Consider the following 19030-nt stretch of genomic DNA (forward strand, 5'->3'; position numbering starts at 1 on the left):
TCCGCGCGGTGCGCCCACACCCGTGTCCGGAAGGAGAAACCGCAGGTCGGGTGCGGTGGGACCGGAGGTGGCGCGGGCAATCGACCCGGACCCTGTCCAAGGTGGGGTGCCAGTCTCCGCACCCTCCGGGAGACGGTACTCGCGACACCGGCAGCCGGGTCGGCGGTACCGGCAGCGACGGGGATCGCGGTCACGACGTTCCTCCCGGGGGCCGGGTGCGCGTCGTGGCGATCTCGGCCCAGACGACCTTGCCGTCCGGGGTGGCCCGGGTGCCCCACCGGGTGGCGAACGCGTCGACCAGGATCAGCCCGCGGTGCCGCTCCTCCTGCGGAGTCGCTTCGAACAGCCGCGGCGCGGAGGCGCCGTGGTCGGCGACGACGACGGACAGGAGGGAGTCCTGGTGGTGCAGGCGCAGCACGATGGGGCGGTTGGTGTGCTGGACCGCGTTGGCGACCAGTTCGCTGGTCACCGTCAGCGCCGCGTCGCGCACCTGGGGCAGGTCCCACAGGCCCAGGTGCGCGGCGACGAAGGCGCGTGCCCGGGTCGTGACCGTCGGACCGGTGTCCAGCGGCATGGAGGCCACTCGGCGGTTCCCGGCGAGGTGGTGCACGTGCAGCAGCGCCACGTCGTCGTCGTGGCGTCCGGCGGTGAGGCGGTCGATGAGCTTGTCGCAGGCGACCTGGAGGTCCAGCTCGCGCGGCAAGGCGCCGAGTTCGGCCAGCAGGGCTTCGATACCGGTGGTCAAGTCGCGGTCGCGGCTCTCGACCAGGCCGTCGGTGTAGAGGGTCAGGCGTGCGCCTGCCGGAAATGACGTTTGTCGCTGCAGGAACGTCTCGCCGACGCCCAGCGGCATGCCCAGGCCCTTGCCGATCAGGTCGGTCGTGCCGTCCGGGCGCGTCAGGATCGCCGGCAGGTGACCGGCGTTGGCGTAGGCCAGTGTGTTGTCGGCGGGGTCGTGCACGGCGTAGAAGCAGGTGATGAACGTGGCCTTGGGGGTGACACCGGCCAGTCCCGAAGCGTGTCGCAGCACGTCGGCGGGTGGCAGGTCCAGCAGTGCGTAGGAGCGCACGGCGGTGCGCATCTGCCCCATCACGGCCGCCGCTGTCACACCCCGGCCGACGACGTCGCCGACGACGAACGCGGTGCGCCCGGCCGGCAGTTCGAGGACGTCGAACCAGTCACCGCCGACCTCCGATCCCGTGGCCGCCGGCAGGTAACGGGACGCGATGGCCAGACCGGTCACGTGAGGCACCGCGGGCAGCATGCTGTGGGTCAGTTCGGTGGCCGTCGAGCGCTGGCGGTCGAACAGGCGGGCGTTGTCCAGGGCGATCGCCGAGTAGCCCGCGATGCCCTCGGCCAACTGCTCGTGCCGCTCGGTGAACCGCCCGGCCTCGTGGTGGCCGAAGAAGAACCCGCCCAGCACCTCCTGCGATGAAGGGGAGATCACCGGTACGGCCAGGTAGCTGCGAACGGGGAGGTGTCCTGGTGGCATCCCCTGGTAGGGGGTGTTGTGGCCGTAGCGGGGGTCCTGGGTGATGTCGTCGGAGCGGACCGCGCCCTCTCCGTTGAAGGTGACGGCGAACACGTCGGTGTTGCGGGGCATGGGGAAGCGCTCGAACGCCGACCTGGGCACGCCCGACAACGTGTAGAGGGTGTAGGACTCGCCGTACTGGTCGACGAGGTTGTAGAAGAACGCGCCGAACTCCGCCCCGGTCGCCTTGGTCGCCGCGTCGGTGGCGTCCTGGACCAGGGTGTCGAGGTGGAGTTGTGAGGTCAGCCGGTGACCGACCACCTGCAGGGTGTCGACCAGTTCAACTTCGGCGCGCAGCCGCCGTACCGTGGTCTCCAGGTCGGCCGCCTGTTCGCGGGAGGTGTTCTCCAGCACGCGCAGGTGGTCGCGCAGGGCGTCGCGCTGCGCGACCACGTCGACGTCACCGCGCCCACCGACGGGGTGGGCCAGCAACCCGGCTCGGATGCTCACGGCCACCGCCCGGAACAGCTCTGCGGTACCCGCGGGGATCGGCACGCCCGCGAGCAGCACCACGCAGAAGAGGTTCCCGTCGGGCAGCGCGCCACCGAACGCCAGCGCCGAGCGGACGCCGTGTTCCCGGACGAAGTCCTGATCCGGGACGTGCTCGCTGCCGTCGGCCTCCGGCACGTGGAACACGTCCAACCGGTCCCACGCCTCGCGGGTCGTGCCACCCGCACTCCGCGAACCCGACGCGGCGGCCAGCGCGGAGATCATCGGCACCGCCGCCGCGGCCTCCGCCGAGGTCGGAAGGAGCGTGCCGGGCATGCCCGACGCGGTCGGGGCGGTCCGCGTCGGCCCCATCCCGGCGGTGGCTTCCAGCACCAGGCAACACGCGCCCGCCTCGACATCGCCCGACACGCTCTCGCGCACGACCTGCTGGGACGCTTCGGGCAACGCGTCGAAACGACGGGTGGAGAACAAGCGTGCCGACCGCACGACCGACCCGCCGCGTTCGTCCGCGAAACGGTCGCGCAACCGTTCCACCACCTCGGCTGCCGCGGCGGCGAAGTCGTCGGCGCTCTCGGCTGCGGCCCGGAGGTCGGCGGTCAGCCGCACCATGTCCGACAGGCCGAAGGAGGCGAAGTCGCGACCATCCCGGGCGTCCCGAGGGGGGAGGCTGCTCACGGGGTCGATCCACCCGGCGCGTCGGGCACTCGCGGGTGGATGGTCAGGAGTTGGTGCAGCATGGTCAGGGTGATCGCCGATTCCACCTGGGGGCGCGGGGCGGCCAAGTGCAGCGCACCGCCCGCCGCCTTGGCCACCTTGTGCAACCGGACCAGCGCGCTGAGCGCGCTGGAGTCGCAGAAATCCAGTTCGGACAGGTCCAGCACCAGCGTCCGACCCTCGGCCGCGAGGGGTTCGACCACCTCCAGCATCCTGGGGGTCGTGCCGAAGTCGAGTTCCCCCACGACGGTCGCCACGGTGTCGGCACCGCGGTCGTGAACACCGATTTCCAGCGGCAGCGCTTCGTGCACCCTGGCTCCTCTCCTTCGTCCGGACTTCCACCTCGCCGTGTGACCGCAGGTGGGACCAGGGTAGCCCTGGAGCACGAGGTCGGGTGTCTCGCCCAAGGGTGTCGGGTGTCGCTGATCGACGCTCCGAGGGCCGTGCGGTGCAGTTGACGTCCGCAGTGGGTCACCGCACCGGTGTGCCGGTGGGGGCCGAGCGCGGTGAGGGTGCTCCGCAGGCGTCGGTCGCGACGTCGTGGTGCGCCTCCGTGCCCGTCCCGGCGGGCGGGCTGCCACGGTGGTGCTCACCCGACCGTGGTTGAAATGGTCGAGCACCTCCATGGTGACGCCCCGGAGCGGACTGTGGGAGCGGAATGGGAGCCGTCGGACGCGTTCGGCAGCGTCGAACCGCATTCGAGGGCTTCCGATGGCCGTATTTCCGCAGTGGTCGTTCCGCTGGTGTCGACTTCGTCGAGGCTCTATTCACGCCGAAGAGGTCGCCGGGCTTTCCCGGTGAAGTGGATTGACGACCGCTGCGATCGGGACCGGGCCGGATGCCGGTCCGCGACAGGGCGCGAGTCCTCGGTGGGACCAGGCCTGCGGAGATCGACTCCGTCGGCCGGAGGCTCGCGGTGGTTCCCTGTTCCACCACGCTCCACCTCCGCGCCGCCCGGCGGATTCCCGGGCCGGCTGTTGGCGGTCCGCCGCCGGGAGACCGGCACGCCGCGCCGAGTTCCGGTGGGCGCGGGTGCGCGCCGGCGGGGGTTCAGTCGCCCGACGCTGCGCGAAGGGCGGGCTGGACGCCGTCGCCGATGACCCGAGGCACGTCCGTTCCGGGCAGGTTCGGCAGTGCGGCCCAGTGCGTGACCAGTTCGTCGCTCCTCCCGCCGAGGGGGTGGCGGACCACGCGGTCCGCGTCGATGAAGCAGTTCTCGACGACCTCGCCGGTGTCCTCCACGAGGTGGAGGCGGCGGAAGTGCGCGGGGAGGACCAGCCAGAACTCCTGACCGCTCAACGGCTCGGGGTCGTCGGGATCGACGGGGTAGCGACCGGTCACGGCGGCGGCGACGGGGACGCCGTCGTGGGGGAACCGCTCGTCGACGCTGATCCACTCGATCGCCATCCTCATGAGCACGGACCTCCTCGTCGATGGGGCAGTCCGGAACGGACTCAACCCCACCCCGGGGTCGGCCGCATCGGGGAGATCCCCCACAACGCCCCGGATCGCACCGGCCCCGTCCCGGTTGCCACTGCCGGACCGCCGTCGCGTGAGGTGCTGACCGCCGGCGCGCGTCGCGGCCCGGCGGAGGACGGTTCCGCGGTGTCGTACGTACGCCGCGCCGAGGGCGGGTGATCGCGGACGGGTGTCGCTGCCGCGGGTGTCGTCACAAGCGCACCGGGCGGTCTCCGCGATCAACCGCCGGACGGTCCGGGTGCCCGGGAACGTGGTCGGTCGTGGACGACGGGAACATGGGCCGGGCGTGACCGCATGAATCGTTCGCCGTCACCTGGAAAGACCACTACTCGCACCACCGGTGTCGTGACACGATTTGTGCGTCCCACTGCCGGAGGCTTGGCCGGGACTCCTGCGGGGATGACGGTCCCTGTTGTGCTTCCATGATGGGGCGATGCCTTCTGCTTGTCGAATCGACCGGCGATCCGCCGTTGGGACGGGTTCGGCGGGCTTGCGAACCCCAGGTCCTCACCCTGTGGTCGATGCCGACACGCGGATGTCCGCATCGCCCCTCCGCGGTGAGGTCGATGCGCATTGTTCATTCTTTCCGTCCACTCGGGCCAAGGTGATTGCCGTCACCGCCGTGGTGACCACGTCCCGCAGTCGGCGGGCGTGTCCGCTCCCGCGTGCGGCTACGACGTCGTGCACCGGCTCCGGTGCCGAGGGCGGACCTTCCGCGATCCCGTGTCCGGTGCGGAGGCGCGTCGAGCAGCGCCGTTCGGTGCTGCGCAGATCCGTGGCGGTGGTCACCGCCGCGCTGGTGGTGCGGGCCACGACCGCCGTGGTCGTCGCAGCGCCCCGGGCGGCGGCTCAGGTCGATCCCGGCGCGATGACACCCGCGACCACCGGCGAGACGGGCATGCCGGACCCGACTGAGTGCACACCGGCCCGGTAGTCGACGGGAAGGGAGACGTCGTCGGCGTAGTCGCTGACCGGCAAGGAGCACACCGCGACCGCACACCACACCCCGAGGACGACGTCCAGCCGCTTCACCGTCGCAGGCGTCGTGGTGTGCCGGTCGACCACCGGCACGCCCCCGCCGCGAACACGCCGCAGGCGAACAGCCAGCCCACCGGAGTGGAAACCGCCGGCACCCCGCCGGTCGGCGCGCCCACCGCCGGGATCACCGCGCCCCGCAGCAGGAAGTGCCCGCCGACCAGTAGCCGGAGTACCCCAGGAAGACCGCGACCTGCGTGAGCCCGCTCTGCCGGGTGAACCAGGTCTCCTGCGCCCGCGCGACCGCCCGTGCCTCGCCGCGCTTGCGCCGCCTGACCGCCTGCCGCGGCTTGTGCCCGCCCTTGGCGCCCACCCGGCCCGCTTCTGCTCCACAGCGCTGTCGGCACCCCGTCGACCCGCGTCGGGAATCGGCTGCCGGTGGCGAGTTCGGTGCTCGTCGACCCGACCGGCACGCGGCCGTCCGGGAACACGACGACCGGACGTCCCGGCGACCGCCTGCCGATGCGACCGCGCGCTCACGGGCCACGTGGTCGTGCTCGTGAGCGCAGTCGGCCCCGGTGAACGGCACCTGCGCTCCCTCAGCCGCGTCCTGGCACGGCGGAGTCCCGCCCCGATGAGCACCGTAGAGGAGGACTTCACCCGTCGCGGTGACCGTAGGGCACAGCGGACCATGACGTTCCGTGCCCGCCTGACGCCGCGGCGACCTGCGCACCGGCACGCCGCCGCCGGCCGCCCACAGGATCGACGCCGGTCTGCGAGTGCACTGGTCGAGCACGCGGCGGGTGGCCCCGGGCGGCCCACCGCCAGAGGAACGGCGAAGGCGCCAGCCGGAACGCGGACATCGAGGTGCACCGGGAAATCGGCGATCGGCCCAGTGGACACCCGGGGTCCGCCCTGTCACGAGCGACCCGGTCCGCATCGTCCGCACGACCGTGTCCCCGGAGTCGGACGGAACACCCGGTCGACATTCCGGGTGAGGGATCACCGACTCCGTGCAACCAGGGGAGGACCAGCCTCCGAGCTGTCGGGGGAGTTCAGGTCGCCTGGACGAGCCCAGCAGGATTCACTCCGTAGGCTTACGCGGTCGGACGGCGGACGAGGGGGCGGGGTATGGGTGATATGCGGAGCCCGGAGCTGCGGCTGCGTGTGTTGGAGGCGGTCACCGACAGCACGCTCCGCGACCTCGACCAGGAGAAGCTCTTCGAGGTGCTGCTGCGGCGGGTGCGCGACCTGTTCGCGGTCGACACCGCCACCGTTCTGCTGGTCGACCCCGGCGGCGAGCAGTTGGCGGTCAGGGCCACCTCCGGTCTGCGGGAGGAAGTCTTCCAAGGCGTTCGGGTACCGGTGGGCGCGGGCTTCGCGGGCCGCGTGGCCCTGCTGCGGGAGGCGGTGTACGTCGATCACGTCGATGAGTCCACGGTGACGAGCCCGCTGCTGTGGGAGCGGGGTCTGCGGGTCCTGCTGGGTGTGCCGATGGTCACCCAGGGCGACCTGATCGGGGTTCTGCACGTCGGCAGCACCACTACCCGTCGGTTCACCGACGGCGAGGTCGAGCTGCTGCAACTGGTGGCCGACCGGCTGGCGATGGCGGCGCACATGCACCGGTCGCATTCGGAACGGGCCGCCGCCGCCATGCTGCAGGAAAGCCTGTTGCCCGGACACCTGCCCGTTGCGGAGGGCTGGGAGATGGCCGCCCGCTACGTTCCCGGCGCCGAGAGCGGTGTCGGCGGCGACTGGTACGACGTGTTCGTCCTCCCCGGCCGGCGCATCGGCGTGGTGATGGGTGACGTGGTGGGCAACGGGCTGCCTGCCGCGATCGTCATGGGCCGGCTGCGCAGCGCCTTGCGCGCCTACGCCCTGGAGTCCCCCGACCCGACGTACGTGCTCGGCAAGCTCGACCGCAAGGCCGGCCACTTCGAGGCCCACAGCATGGCCACCGTCGCCTACGCGGTCATCGATCTGGCGACCCACCGCATGGACCTCGCGCTGGCGGGCCACCTGCCGCCCCTCCTCGTCCTGCCCGGGCAGGACGCCTGCTTCGTCGATGTCCCGGTCGGTCCGCCCATCGGCTACAACCTGGCCGTCACCGGCCGCCGGGGTGCGAGCACCGACGTGCCACCCGGAGCGCTGATCGCCCTCTACACCGACGGCTTGGTGGAACGCCGTGACGTGGAGCTGGACGACCAGTTGGAGAAGCTGCGGAGGGTCGTGTCCCCGATGCCGCCGGAAGCGGCCTGCGTCCGGATCATGGCCGCCATGGTGGGCGATCAGCCCGCCGGCGACGACGTCGCCCTGGTGACGGTACTGCACAGCCCCGTGTTCCACCCGCCGGTGTGACGCCCGCAGCACCACGAGCCACAGGTCTTCCAGGTCGACCGGAGTCCCGTCCGCGCCGTGACGGCGCGCGAAAGCGACGGCACCTCGCAGAGCGGCAGTGGTCCGGGTGCCACCCAGGCTGCTCCACGTGGCCCCGACCTGCGTTTGCGCCGACACCGGCCAGGACCTCGATCCCGCGAAAGCGGGTGCGCCGCGGCGCCGGTACCGGACCGCGCTGATCGCGTTCGCGAGCTTCCGGCTATCCCAGGCCCGTCCGGCGACCTCGTCGACCCCCATCTCGTCGGAAGCCTGCGCACGTTCCGCCCCATCCCATGGAATGGGAATGAGCTGCCTGTGCCGAGCAGGCATGCGAATGGCGTAGTGGGGGTAGTCCATGCACACGTGCATGAGGCAGGGCGGACGCGTCCGACTCGCGAAGGGAGCCGTGTCCGTGACCTTGTACCCGGGCTCCGACCAGCCTTCCCGAGCAGGCGAGCACACTGGTCACGGCAAGGACGAGGTGGCACTGGAGACTTCTCTGCCGTGCGAAGACCTGGCTGTGATGCGACAGGAAGTACGCAACCTGCTCCGGGGCTTTCACGAGGAATTCGTGCAGGATGTCGAACTTGTGTGCAACGAACTCGTGGCCAATGCGTGTGATCACGCCGACGGGCCCCGTCGACTGAGGATATGTCGCCGGGGCCACGGCGACGACGACGAACTGGTCATCGAGGTCCACGACGCATCCGCCGACCGGGTTCCGACGGTCGGGGGTTCCACGGCAGGGCGGAATCGCGGTAACGGGTTGCGCATGGTCCAAGTCCTGAGCAGCGACTGGGGTGTGCGCCGCACGGGAGCGACGAAAGTGGTGTGGGCGCGGCTTCCCGTCCCGGTCTGACCGCGCACCGCGAAAGCGACTGGCCGCTCGACGTCGAAGGTCGTTCCGCCTGCCGCCGGTCCTCTGCTGGTACGTGGTCGGTCCCGAAGAGGGAAACGCGGGCGTGGAGCGGGGAGGTCGATCGCGTACGGATCTGACGAAGGCTTGTCGCTCCGCACCCCGAACATCGTCGAGCAGATCGGCGTCCGACGCCACCAGGAGCGCCGCGACCGTCCAGCGGCGGACGCCCGGCCGGCTCCAGCGTCGAGGTGCCGGGAGCACGGACCCACACGTGCGGCGCGTGACGGACGAGCGGTGGAGTGGTGCTCACCCGGACCACCACGGCGGGAACCGGGTCTGAACGACATCCAGGTTGGGCGGCGGCATCCACGCCGGCACCTCGGGTCGCGGCGATTAAGGTCACCGCGTGACCAACGCGATGGGTTCCTCGGGCTTTACCCACGAAGCGGTGCTGGACGTGCTGCTGGTGGAGGACGACCCCGCTGATGCGCTCATGATCGCCGAAGCCCTGGTCGACAGCCCGGTGCGGCTGCACACGGCGCGCGACGGTGACGAAGCCCTGGCGTTCCTGCTGCGCACCGACGGCCACGACGACGACGCTCCCAAACCGGGCCTGGTCCTGCTGGACCTCAACCTGCCCCGCCTCGACGGCCGCGAGGTCTTGGCCCGGATCAAGGCCGACGAGGCGCTGCGGTCCATCCCGGTGGTGGTGCTGACCTCCTCGCAGGCAGAGGCCGACGTGGCGGCCAGCTACAACGCCCACGCCAACGCCTACATCGCCAAACCGCTCGACGCCGAAAACTTCGCCGCCGTCATACGGCAGGTCGCCGCGTTCTTCGGCACCGTGGCCCGCCTGCCCGGATGACCACGTACGCCCGGTCAAGTGGCAGAAGCGGAGCGGCGAACCGGCACCGACGGGGTGAACGGACCGGGGGACGACCGCGCGCCGTCGCGATGGCCCAGGCACCGGCGGAGGGACCGTTCCGATGAGCGCCACCACAGGAAGCCCCGAGTGGCTGTTTCCGAGCTTGAGCAGGTAAGCCCTTTTTGTCGTGCGTGGTCGCCCGGCTGGTCCTGTCGGGGGTCGTCAGGGTGGGGTCATCCTGGGTGCTTGGTGTGTGCTCGCGCCCACAGGGGGTATTGGGTGCCGCCCGGATGGAGAGCGATGATGATCAAGTCGTTTCGCACCGTCATGGCCACGCTGACGACGGCCGTCTGCGCCCTCGCGCTGACCGTGCTTGGCCCGGCAGGCACCGCCTCGGCCGGGGTGCTGGACGTCACCTGCACCCCGCCCAGCAGCCAGAGCACCACCTTCACGCCGCCGCTGACCGTCACCCCTCAGAACACCGTCGTCAGCGTCACGGGGCAGTACGGGCCGTGCGTGTCGCTGAGCAACCCCGCCATCACCTCCGGCTCCCGCACCTACATCGGCCAGGAACCGGGACGGTCCTGCCTCGACCTGCTGGACAGCGGGCCCGCCACCTTCACCATCACCTGGAACACCGGCCAGACCTCGACCGTCTCCGCCAACAGCACCTCCACCATTGTGGGAGCCGCCGTGGTGGTCACCGTCACCGGCACGGTGACCTCCGGCTTGTTCGTCGGGAGCAGCGTCGTCCAGATCATCACCGGCCCGGCCGCCGACGTGCTGCTGTGCACGCTCGGACTGGGCACGGTCGCCGGCATCTACGCCCTGGCAACCCTGGAGATCACCTCGCTCTGACCCACCGTCCCCAAGGCCACCCCACCACCACGAGGCCCATGGTCCGCTGGTCCATGATCCGCATCACCAGCCGCCGACTCACCCAACCCCAATAGCTCGGAAACAGCTACTGACACCGCGGTACGCCGTTGCGGGGTCGAGGCCTTCGAAACCAGGGCCGGCGCGGCGGTGCCGAGGGGCGACGGCGGTGTGCCCCACCTGGTGGTGGACGACCTGCCGGAGGGCTCCTTCCGCGTGCTGGACACCGACGCGCCCACCGTGGTGGTGGACTGACCGGGGTCGGGCTGTTGTGCGGAGAGGCGGCGTTCGCGTTGCCGGCGTCCATCCGCTGGGGCGGGTGAATCCGACGCGTTCCGCGTGTGGTGCCTTCACCGGTCGTGCGACGCGAGGTGGCTGCGCTCGGCCTGCTCGCTGTCGGCCCGCTCGCTGTCGGCCCGCTCGCCGTGTCATGAGCGCGTTCCCGCTGACTGTGCCGTCGGCACGACCGCCGCGCCGATGAGCGCTGGGTGCCCCGAGGTTCGAGGGGCCGGGGCAGGCGAACGCGGAGAGCCTGCATGGTGTGCCGTCGCCGGATCAGCCGTCGCTGTGACCCCCGAAGGGGTGAGGCGGCGTCGGGGCCGTGGCGGTCGGTCGGTGCGGGCCGGCGCATTCGGGCCCATCACCCACGACCACCTGGCTGAGGGGGCCGGGCATCCCGGCGATGCGCTCCCTCCACTCGGCGACGGGCACACCGAACGGGCTCAGGTCGTCGGCATCCTCCCGACCCCTCGTGTCGCGCGGCGCGGCCAGCCCGTGCACCTCGGCGGCGCGATCGCGTCGTGGCGTGCCCTCGCCCACCGGGCACGCCACGACGCGGATCACGCTATCGACGTGTCCTGCCGCGGATCGCCACGCCCGCCGCGGCCACGGCCAGCGTCAGGAACACCGCGTAGCTCACCGCTCTGGGCACCGCGCCGGTGAGCAGGAGCACCAGGTTGAGCACCATCGACCCGAGCACCAGCAGGTAGGCGCGCCGTTCGAGGCCGGTGAGGCCCGGTGGCGGTGGTCGTCGGTCGCGTTCGTGGCGTCGCACCGTTCTCCTTCCTGGTCAGCAGACCCACAGCGCCGTGAAGGCGACGCCGACGGCCGCTCCGGTGAACAGGACGTTGTAACCGGGGATCAGGAATCCCGCCGCGGTCCAGCCGACGGCGGTGCCGAAGGCGGAGACGTCGCAGGCGTTGGGGGCCGTGCCGGTGGGATCGCTGAGGTTGACCGGGTCGCCCTGCGCATAGGCGTAGGGGTTCATCTCCTGGCCGGTGGGGTCCGGGGCGGTGAAGCGCGCGTAGGTCGGGTTGTAGAAGCGCTCGCCCAGGGCGTACACGCCGCCCTGGAGGCGGTAGCCGCCCAGCCAGCGGAACGGGTTGGCGTCGGCGATCGCGCCGCCGTTCGTGGTCACCGCGGCGCCGTAGGGGCTGTAGACGTAACTGGCGGCCAGGTTGCCGTTGGTGTCGACCAGGCCCAGGACGCTGCCCTGATGGTCGGTGACGGCGCCGTAGCGGGCCCCGGCGGGCGTCCGCAGACCCAGCAGCAGCCCTTCCGGGTCACGGCTGTAGCCGGTGCGCGCGCCGTTGTCCACGGTCTCCGATACCCCGAGCGCGGTGCGGGTGAACACGTGCGTGGTCGCCGATCCGCCGGGCGGTGTTTCGGTGATCGCCGCCGGCTGCGTCTGGTCGGCGGTGTCGTAGCTCAGCGACAGGGTGGTCTGGCCGCTGGTGGTGCCGCGGATCAGCTGGTTGGCGGGGCTGTAGGTGAAGGTGCCGGCCGGGGAGGCGCTGGAGGTGAGGTTGCCCGCGGCGTCGAACCCGACCGCGGAGCCGTCGACCCGGGTGAACCGGTCGGCGGCGTCCACCTGGTAGGTGTGCCCCTCGCCGGAGAGCAGGTTGCCGGCGTCGTCGTAGGTGTAGGTGCCGGAGTTGGCGCCGGTCAGCCTGCCGAGCGCGTCGTAGCGGTAGGTCGTGGTGCCGCCGGCCCTGGTGCGGACCTGCACCTTGTCGGTGTCGGTGCCGTCCGCGCGGCTGTAGCGCCACGTGGCGTTGATCAGCTCCGACGCGGTGGCGGAGGTGACGCGCAGCGCGGTGAGGCGACCGGAGGAGTCGTAGGTGTTGGTCTGCGTCGCCCCGCCGGGGAAGGTGGTGGCGGTGCGCCGGTCGGCGGCGTCGTAGGCGAAGGTGGTCGTGCCGCCGAAGGCGTCGTCCAGCTCCACCAGCCGGTCCGCGGCGTCGTAGGTGTAGTGGGCGGTGCCGCTGGGCGTGGTCAGCGCGAGCAGGTTGCCCACCGCGTCGCGCTGGTAGGTGATCGTCTCCGCGCCCTTGCGGGCCTCGACCAGGGCGTTGCGGGGGTCGTAGGTGAACGTGCGGGTCGCGGTGGGCGTCTGGGTCTTGGTGAGGTTGCCGTTGGCGTCGTAGTTGTTGGCCTGCAGCACGGTCGCGCCGTGCTTGACCGAGGTGACGCGGTCCAGGGCGTCGTAGCCGTAGTCGAGGCGCACGCCGTTGCCGTCCGTCACGCTGGTGATGCGCGACAGCGAGTCGTAGGTGTACGACGTCGCGCCGGCGGGCGCGGGCGGTGCGACCTCGGTCAGGTTGCCCGCGGTGTCGTAGGTGAAGTCGGTGTACTCGCCCTTGCCGTCGACGCGGTAGGACACCGTGCCGTTGGGGTCGTTGTAGCCGAACGTGGCGACGTCGACGTCCAGCGCGTCGGACCGGACCTTGAGCAGGTTGCCGGCGTCGTCGTACTCGCGCGACAGGTTGTTGCCCGACGGGTCGGTGACCAGCGTGGGCAGGTGCGGGTGCGCAGAGGAGGTGTAGCCGACGGCGCTGGTGGCGCCGGTGGGTTGGCTGCTGCCGGTGGGGTTGTTCAGCGTGTCGTAGCTGTAGCTCACCTGGTGGTCGAGGGCGTTGGTGGTGGAGGCGACGTCGCTGTTGGCCGTCCAGGTGGTGCTCCGCCGGTGGCCGAGGGCGTCGGTGACCGACACCGGCCGGTCCTGGTCGTCGAACTCGTAGCGGGAGGTGTGGCCGTTGGCGTCGGTGACGGTCACCGGGCTGCCCACCCAGCCCTCGTCGACGTAGGTGGTGGTGAGCGGGCCGTCCGGTCCGGGCTTGGTGATCGTCGAGACCCTGGCGCCGTCGTGCTCGATCCGGTGCACGCCGCCGCGGGCGTCGGTGATCGTGCTGATGGTCCCCGACGTGTCGGGCAGGTAGCCGATCTCGATCCGGTTCCCGCCCCGGTCGGTGAACCCGGTCAGGTGGGGGAGGCTGTTCGGCGCGGTCCGACCGTAGGTGAAGTCGCCGAACTTCGCGCCGGACGGGTCGGTGATCCACTGGATCATGTCCGCGCCCAGCAGGCCCGTGGGCGTGTTGGTGAAGGAGGTGACGCGACCCTGCGTGTCGGTGATCGACGCGAGCCCGCCGCGGGTGGTGTACCGGAAGGTGATGCTGTTGCCGTTGCGGTCGGCCTGCGACACCAGCCACCCGCTCGCGGTGAACAACCAGGTCTCACCGGTCCGGTCGAAGGTGACGACGTACTTGCCGCCCGGCAGCTTCCGCAAGGAGGCCGGCAGACCCGGCGCCCGGTCGTAGCCGCCGTCGGCGCGCTTCGGGAAGTCCCAGCTGCACCCGTTCGCGCCCCACAGCTCCAGGTGGCCGCTCTCGTCCTGGAACTCGGTCGCCAACCCGATGTCCGGGCCGGTGCCGAGCATCCACCCGCCCAGCGTCGAGGAGTAGGTGCTGCCCTCGTACACGTGGTCGACCGACAGGTCCAGCCCCGTTCCGCGCACGGTGAGGTCGTGCGCCACGACCCGCAGCTCCCCGCTGACGAGGTCGACGCCGACCTTGAGGGAGTCGCTGACGCGGTGCCAGTCGACCAGCTCCGACGTCGTCCCAGGGCACTCCGGCGTCGTGGCCGCGGCGCGCTGCTCCCCGCCGGGCGCAGCCCGCGGAGCCGTCCACGGGCGGTCGGGTTCCTCCACACCGCCGGGTTCCCGGTCCACTGTGGCGGAAGGCACCCACGCCGGCGGTTCCGGCACCGCGTCGACAGCCGCCACCGCCGGTTGACCGGTGGCCGTCAGCAGGGCCGGAAGCAGCAGTGCGGCCACGGCCGCGGTGAATGTGCGCAGCACGGAGCCACGCAGCGAACTGCGTCTCATGATGGGTCTGTCCCCCCTGGTACAGCGCCCTCCTGGCCGAGCACCCCCAGGTGCTCGCGGGCGTCACGTCCGAGCATACGAACGACACGGACGGGTCCACCACCGTGCGGAACCGCGCTCGACAGCTTCACCCCCACGGCCCAGTCCACCGCCGGCGGAGCGGATCGCCGTGACCTGGCCGGCTCCGGCGTTCGGGCGTGGGGCGCGACAACGGTGGGGTCTCCCGCCGGCGGGACAGCCCGCAGGACGACCGCGCCGCACCTGATCACCGAAGCGCGTGGCGTGTCCCCGGCGGTGACGTCGACCGGTGCCGACCACGACGCAGTCCCGGCCGGTCGTACGCCGACCACGGCACGTACCGGGAGCAGGGCCGAGCGAGGCACCACCCACGAAGCGTTCCTCCTCCCGCGCGGAGGACCGGTACGGCTCAGGGAGACGCGACGCGCACCCGGGACCATCCCCGCTCGCGCTCGGATGTGGCGCACACGCGGTCCGGGCCGGGGACGTCGTCGACCCGCACGTGCGTCTTGTCCGCACACCCGCCGCATTCCCGCAGGCTCGTCACGCCGGCCCACGGCCTGTTCAGGCTCGGGTCTCCAGTCGCGCGAGCAGGGCGAAGGAGTTCGGCAGTCGTCCCCGCCACGCCGCGGCGTCGACGCCGTCGGGCCGCCAGAACGGCTCGGGGTGCTCCGACAGGTGGAGGATCTCCAGGCCCGCGGAGAGCACGGCCGTGACGACCTCGGCGAGGGTGGCCTGCCGCTCCACCGCCCCGTTGGCCGGGAACGTGTCGTTGACGTGGTCGCGGTCGAAGTAGCCGCGATCGGGTCGGACGCGGGGCTCGTCCTCGTCCCACGTCCAGAGCGGGACCATCGGGTGGGCCTCGTAGACGAACAGGTGCCCCGACGGCCTGAGCAGCCGTGCGACGTCACCCGCCCACGCCGTGAGGTCCGGCAGCCAGATCAGCGCGCCCTTGCCCGTGTAGACCAGGTCGGCGCACCCGTCGCGCAGGGGAGCCCCGGGCAGTTCGGCGACCACGTACCGGCAGTCCACCCCGAGTTCCCGGGCACGACGCCGCGCGGCCGCCGCCGCGACCTCGCTGAAGTCGACACCCACCACGGACCGCGCCCCCGCGCCCACCAGGGCCACGTCGTCCAGGCCGTGCCCGCTCTGCAGGTGCACCACCGCGGGCGACGAGGCCAGCACGGGCCCGAGCAGGTCGAGTTCCAGCGGGACCAGCGAGGACCGGTTCCGCGCCTGCGCCAGCAGGTCGTCGTACTCGCGGACGTGCTTCTCCGAGGCCGACTCCCAGGCACGCTTGTTCCGCGACGTCTCGGGGTTCACACCCGCCACCGTGCCCGTGCCCGCGCGCTCCTGTCCACCGGATATCGCCTGCGGCAACCCGGGCGGACGAGCCCCGCCCGTGCCGGACGGGACCGGTGGACCGGCACACGGGTGGACCCGCTTGGCCGACGGCAGACGCGTCATCCTCCTGCGCGCCGTCCAGCGCGTGCCGGTCCACGCGGACATGCGGTTCGTCCAGGGGAGGTCCGCTCGTGGTGGTGCGGCAGCAGGCGGTGGGTAGGCCGAACCTGCAAACCCGACAACGCAGGTCGGAAGCCGGGACCGTCGTCCGGCGCCGCGGTCGGTGGTGATCGGTGTGTCGAACCGGTGTCCCCGGAATGAAATGTCGAACTTCCCATTCGGCCGGCAAGGAGGAGCGATCCGGTCGTGGTGCTCCGTCTCGTGTGCCCGGCTTGTCCTTCCGCGAATTGCGCATGGCGGCGGCGAAATCTCCGCTATGCGCGGAAGGGGCGTCGTGACCTCGGTCGCGGCTCGCTGACCTGCGCCGGGATTGCCCGAAGAGGCATCAGGTCGCCTTTACACATCGTGCCCGGATGGCTACGATAGGTTATCGACGGAATTCGTTCAGCTATTGCGATATCTCTCGGGACATCGTTCGCACAGTGGTCGGAGGTCGTCGAGGTGTCTGCACCGCGAACGCTCGATCGCGCGGCAGGTCGTGGTGGGCCACTGCTGGGCCGTGAGCGCGAGCGCGCCTCGGCTCGCGGCCGCGTCGAAGCCGTCGAGGTCGGCCTGCGGCAATTGCTGATGATCCGCGGGGACGAGGGGGTCGGGAAGTCCCGGCTGCTCGACGAGGTGCTGGACGCCGCGGTCGTTCCTGCGAAGACCACGGTTCTCCGCACCCGCTGCGAGCCGGAGCTCCGCAACGTCTCCTACGGTGTGGCGCGCGACCTCCTCGGCTGTCCCGGCGGACTGCCCGGGCACCCCGATGCCTTCGCCGTCATGCACCACCTGTACCGGCTCGCGGTCGACCTGATGGCGTCCGGGCCGCTGATCCTCGCCGTCGACGACCTCCACTGGGCCGACGAGGACTCGCTGGACTGGCTCGGCTACCTGCTCCGGCGCTCCCGGCATCGGCCGCTGTGCCTCGCGCTGACCGCGCGCACACCGCTCACCCGCCCGATCACGCTGCTGCGCGGCGCTTTCCTCGGCACCGGCACGACCACCATCGATCTCGGGCCGTTGCCCGCCGACGCCGTGGACCGGCTCGTCACCGAAGCCCTGGGCGACTCCGTGGACGAGGGCGTGCTGACCGAGGTCCGCCGGCTGAGCGGGGGGAACTCGCTGCTGCTGACGCGCCTGCTCGCGCGGCTCGCGGACGGTTCGGCCCCCGCGATCGGTGGCGAGGTGGTCATCACCTCGGTCGTCGACTGGCTGCTGGCGCAGCCCCCGCAGGTGGCGCGCGTCGCCCGCGCCATCGCGGTGCTGGGGACCGGCGATCCCGACCTCGTCGCCGCACTGTCGGGTGTGCCCGCCCGCGCCGTGTCCGCCGCCGCGGACCTCCTGCGCTCCGCCGGCCTGCTCGCACCCGACGGCGACGGGTTCGAGCACGACGTGGTGCGCGAGGCGGTGCTGACCGGCCCGCCCGCATCGCGTGTCGTCCACATGCGCGCCCGGGCGGCCCGCCTGCTCAACGACGCCGGCCGACCGGCCGAGGTGGTCGCGTCGCACCTGCTCCGCCTGCCGGCGCCCGACAAGCCGTGGATGCGCGCCGTCTTGCGCGCGGCGGCTGACGACACCGCCCGGCGAGGGGCGCCCCGCGCGGCGGCGCGGTTCCTGCAGCCGCTGGTCGATGCCACGCCCGGCGATGCCGCCCTGCGTGCCGGGCTGGCCGGTCTGCTGGCGCACGACGACCCGTCCTCGGCGCTGCGCCACCTCGACCGCGCGCTCGCCGACGCGCCCGATCCGAGGCTGCGCGCGCGCATCGCCGTGCAGCACGGGGAAACCGCGCTGGCCCTCCAGCGCTCGCCCGACGCCGTGCGAGTCCTGGAACCCGCGCTCGACGCGCTGGTGGCGGCGGCCGGGCCGACCCCGTCGGCGGAGGACGGCGAACTGCTCCACCACGTCCGCGCTTCGTTGTTCATGTCCGCGGTCGACGAGAAGTCGACGCTGCGCCGAGCCCTCGACCGGGTGCTCCGGCTTGGCGAGCCCGCCGGCGACACCCCCGCCGAACGACAACTGCTGGCCGTCCTGGCAGTGTCCGACGCGATCGCCGGGCACCCCGTCGAGCAGGCCGTCCGCCGAGCCGAGCGGGCGCTGCTGCTGGACGAGGCGGCCTGCGGCGGCTGGACGGCGCTGGCGTCGGCGTTCGTGCTCGACCTCGCGGACGACACCGCCGCGGCCGTGACGGCGGTCGACCGCCTCGTCACGCGCAGCCGCGTGGAGGGCGCGCTCTGGGCGCACTGGGTTGCCCTGGGCACCCGCGCGACCCTGTTGTGCGGCGCGGGCAACTTCACGTCGGCCGGTGTGGACGCCAGGCTCGCCCTGGAGCCGTCGCGCCACCGCGCCTGGCGGTCCCACCCCGTCCAGCCGGTCGTCACCCTCGCCCACGTCCTCGTGCGGGAAGGCGACGCGTGTCGCGCGGCCGACCTGCTGGCGGCGGTCGAGCACCCGCGCTTGGACGACCTGCTGTTCGACGGCCACTTGTTCCGCATGGCGCGCGCCTCGGTCCGCGCCGAACTGGGCGACGCGGAAGGCGCCCTGGCGGACCTGTCGTGGTGCGGTCGCAGCCTCGCCGGAGCCGGGGTGGCCAACCCCGTGTTCGCGCCGTGGTGGGCCGAGGCCGCTCTCCTGCTCGCCGACCAGGGCCGCACGGCCGAAGCGGAGGCCCACGTCGAGCACGGTGAGCGGTTGGCCGCGAACTGGGACGTGCCGCGGGCGCGAGGGCTCGTCCTGCTGACCCGGGCCGCGGTCGACAAGGGCTCCACGGCCGTCGAGTCGATGACCGAGGCGGTGCGGGTCCTGGAGACGTCGAGCGCCCGGTACGACCTCCAGCGCGCGGAGCACCGCCTGGGCAGCGCGCTGCTGCGCCGCGGCGACACCCGTGAAGCGCGCGAGCACCTGCGGCGCGCGGCGGAGCTCGCCACGCTGTGCGGCGCGCCGGTCGCAGCCGCCCGGGCCCGGGCGCTGCTCCTCAAGGCGGGTGGCCGGATGCGGAACCCCACGGGCGACCGCGCCGACATCCTCACGGACAGCGAGCGGCGGGTGGCGCGGTTGGCCGTGGGCGGGGCGACCAACCGCGAGATCGCCGAGGCGCTGTTCGTCACCGCCCGCACCGTGGAGGTCCACCTCACCAGCGCGTATCGCAAGCTGGGCATAACCGGCAGGGCGGAGCTGGCGACCGTGTTCGCCGGCGGGGAGGGCGACTGACCGGTGTCCGCG

13 protein-coding genes are annotated in these 19030 nt (G+C 72.1%); 5 read left to right on the forward strand and 8 right to left on the reverse strand.

Translation table 11 applies throughout. The annotated features are described in order from the left end of the window. Nucleotides 1-190: 190 nt before the first annotated feature. From CKY47_RS31985 to CKY47_RS32005, 5 genes are all read right to left on the reverse strand, one after another. Entirely contained in the window at nucleotides 191-2656 is a 2466-nt protein-coding gene (locus CKY47_RS31985) for an ATP-binding SpoIIE family protein phosphatase (RefSeq protein ID WP_306750069.1), read from the reverse strand. Next, complete coding sequence (locus CKY47_RS31990; RefSeq protein ID WP_306750070.1) at nucleotides 2653-3006, reverse strand: STAS domain-containing protein; 354 nt, start codon at nucleotides 3004-3006, stop codon at nucleotides 2653-2655. Before CKY47_RS31990 ends, CKY47_RS31985 begins: the two co-directional genes overlap by 4 nt. A gap of 739 nt (nucleotides 3007-3745) precedes the next feature. Beyond that, entirely contained in the window at nucleotides 3746-4108 is a 363-nt protein-coding gene (locus CKY47_RS31995) for an AQJ64_40280 family protein (protein WP_306750071.1), read from the reverse strand. Between the two features lie 915 nt (nucleotides 4109-5023). Then, nucleotides 5024-5245 carry a hypothetical protein gene (locus CKY47_RS32000; protein ID WP_306750072.1) on the reverse strand — a complete coding sequence of 74 codons (222 nt, stop codon included), beginning with the start codon at nucleotides 5243-5245 and terminating at the stop codon, nucleotides 5024-5026. 91 nt (nucleotides 5246-5336) lie between these two features. Further along, nucleotides 5337-5522 (reverse strand): hypothetical protein, encoded by a 186-nt coding sequence (locus tag CKY47_RS32005; RefSeq protein WP_306750073.1) that lies wholly within the window; start codon nucleotides 5520-5522, stop codon nucleotides 5337-5339. 758 nt (nucleotides 5523-6280) lie between these two features. Between CKY47_RS32005 and CKY47_RS32010 the strand changes: the two genes are divergently transcribed. The 4 genes from CKY47_RS32010 to CKY47_RS32025 all read left to right on the forward strand — a co-directional run bounded on the left by CKY47_RS32010 (nucleotide 6281) and on the right by CKY47_RS32025 (nucleotide 10107). Then, nucleotides 6281-7507 (forward strand): PP2C family protein-serine/threonine phosphatase, encoded by a 1227-nt coding sequence (locus tag CKY47_RS32010; RefSeq protein ID WP_306750074.1) that lies wholly within the window; start codon nucleotides 6281-6283, stop codon nucleotides 7505-7507. 430 nt (nucleotides 7508-7937) lie between these two features. Continuing rightward, entirely contained in the window at nucleotides 7938-8384 is a 447-nt protein-coding gene (locus CKY47_RS32015) for an ATP-binding protein (protein ID WP_306750075.1), read from the forward strand. Nucleotides 8385-8802: 418 nt separating this feature from the next. Then, the gene (locus CKY47_RS32020) at nucleotides 8803-9249 is read left to right on the forward strand and encodes a response regulator (protein ID WP_306750090.1); all 447 of its coding nucleotides are present in this window, start codon (nucleotides 8803-8805) and stop codon (nucleotides 9247-9249) included. Nucleotides 9250-9552: 303 nt separating this feature from the next. Then, the gene (locus tag CKY47_RS32025) at nucleotides 9553-10107 is read left to right on the forward strand and encodes a hypothetical protein (RefSeq protein ID WP_306750076.1); all 555 of its coding nucleotides are present in this window, start codon (nucleotides 9553-9555) and stop codon (nucleotides 10105-10107) included. A gap of 862 nt (nucleotides 10108-10969) precedes the next feature. On the opposite strand, the gene CKY47_RS32030 is transcribed toward CKY47_RS32025, so the two are convergent. The 3 genes from CKY47_RS32030 to CKY47_RS32040 all read right to left on the reverse strand — a co-directional run bounded on the left by CKY47_RS32030 (nucleotide 10970) and on the right by CKY47_RS32040 (nucleotide 15628). Then, a complete protein-coding gene (locus tag CKY47_RS32030) occupies nucleotides 10970-11179 on the reverse strand; it encodes a hypothetical protein (protein WP_306750077.1) in 210 nt (69 codons plus the stop codon). A gap of 15 nt (nucleotides 11180-11194) precedes the next feature. Continuing rightward, entirely contained in the window at nucleotides 11195-14287 is a 3093-nt protein-coding gene (locus tag CKY47_RS32035; protein ID WP_306750078.1) for an RHS repeat-associated core domain-containing protein, read from the reverse strand. 582 nt (nucleotides 14288-14869) lie between these two features. Continuing rightward, nucleotides 14870-15628 carry a class I SAM-dependent methyltransferase gene (locus CKY47_RS32040; protein WP_306750079.1) on the reverse strand — a complete coding sequence of 253 codons (759 nt, stop codon included), beginning with the start codon at nucleotides 15626-15628 and terminating at the stop codon, nucleotides 14870-14872. Nucleotides 15629-16270: 642 nt separating this feature from the next. Here CKY47_RS32040 and CKY47_RS32045 point away from each other — a divergent pair. Then, on the forward strand, nucleotides 16271-19018 hold the full coding sequence (locus tag CKY47_RS32045; RefSeq protein ID WP_306750080.1) for an ATP-binding protein: 2748 nt from the start codon (nucleotides 16271-16273) through the stop codon (nucleotides 19016-19018). The last annotated feature ends 12 nt before the right edge of the window (nucleotides 19019-19030 follow it).

The sequence above is a fragment of the Saccharothrix longispora genome (assembly GCF_030852425.1).
In the GTDB taxonomy this organism is placed as follows: Bacteria; Actinomycetota; Actinomycetes; order Mycobacteriales; family Pseudonocardiaceae; genus Actinosynnema; species Actinosynnema longispora.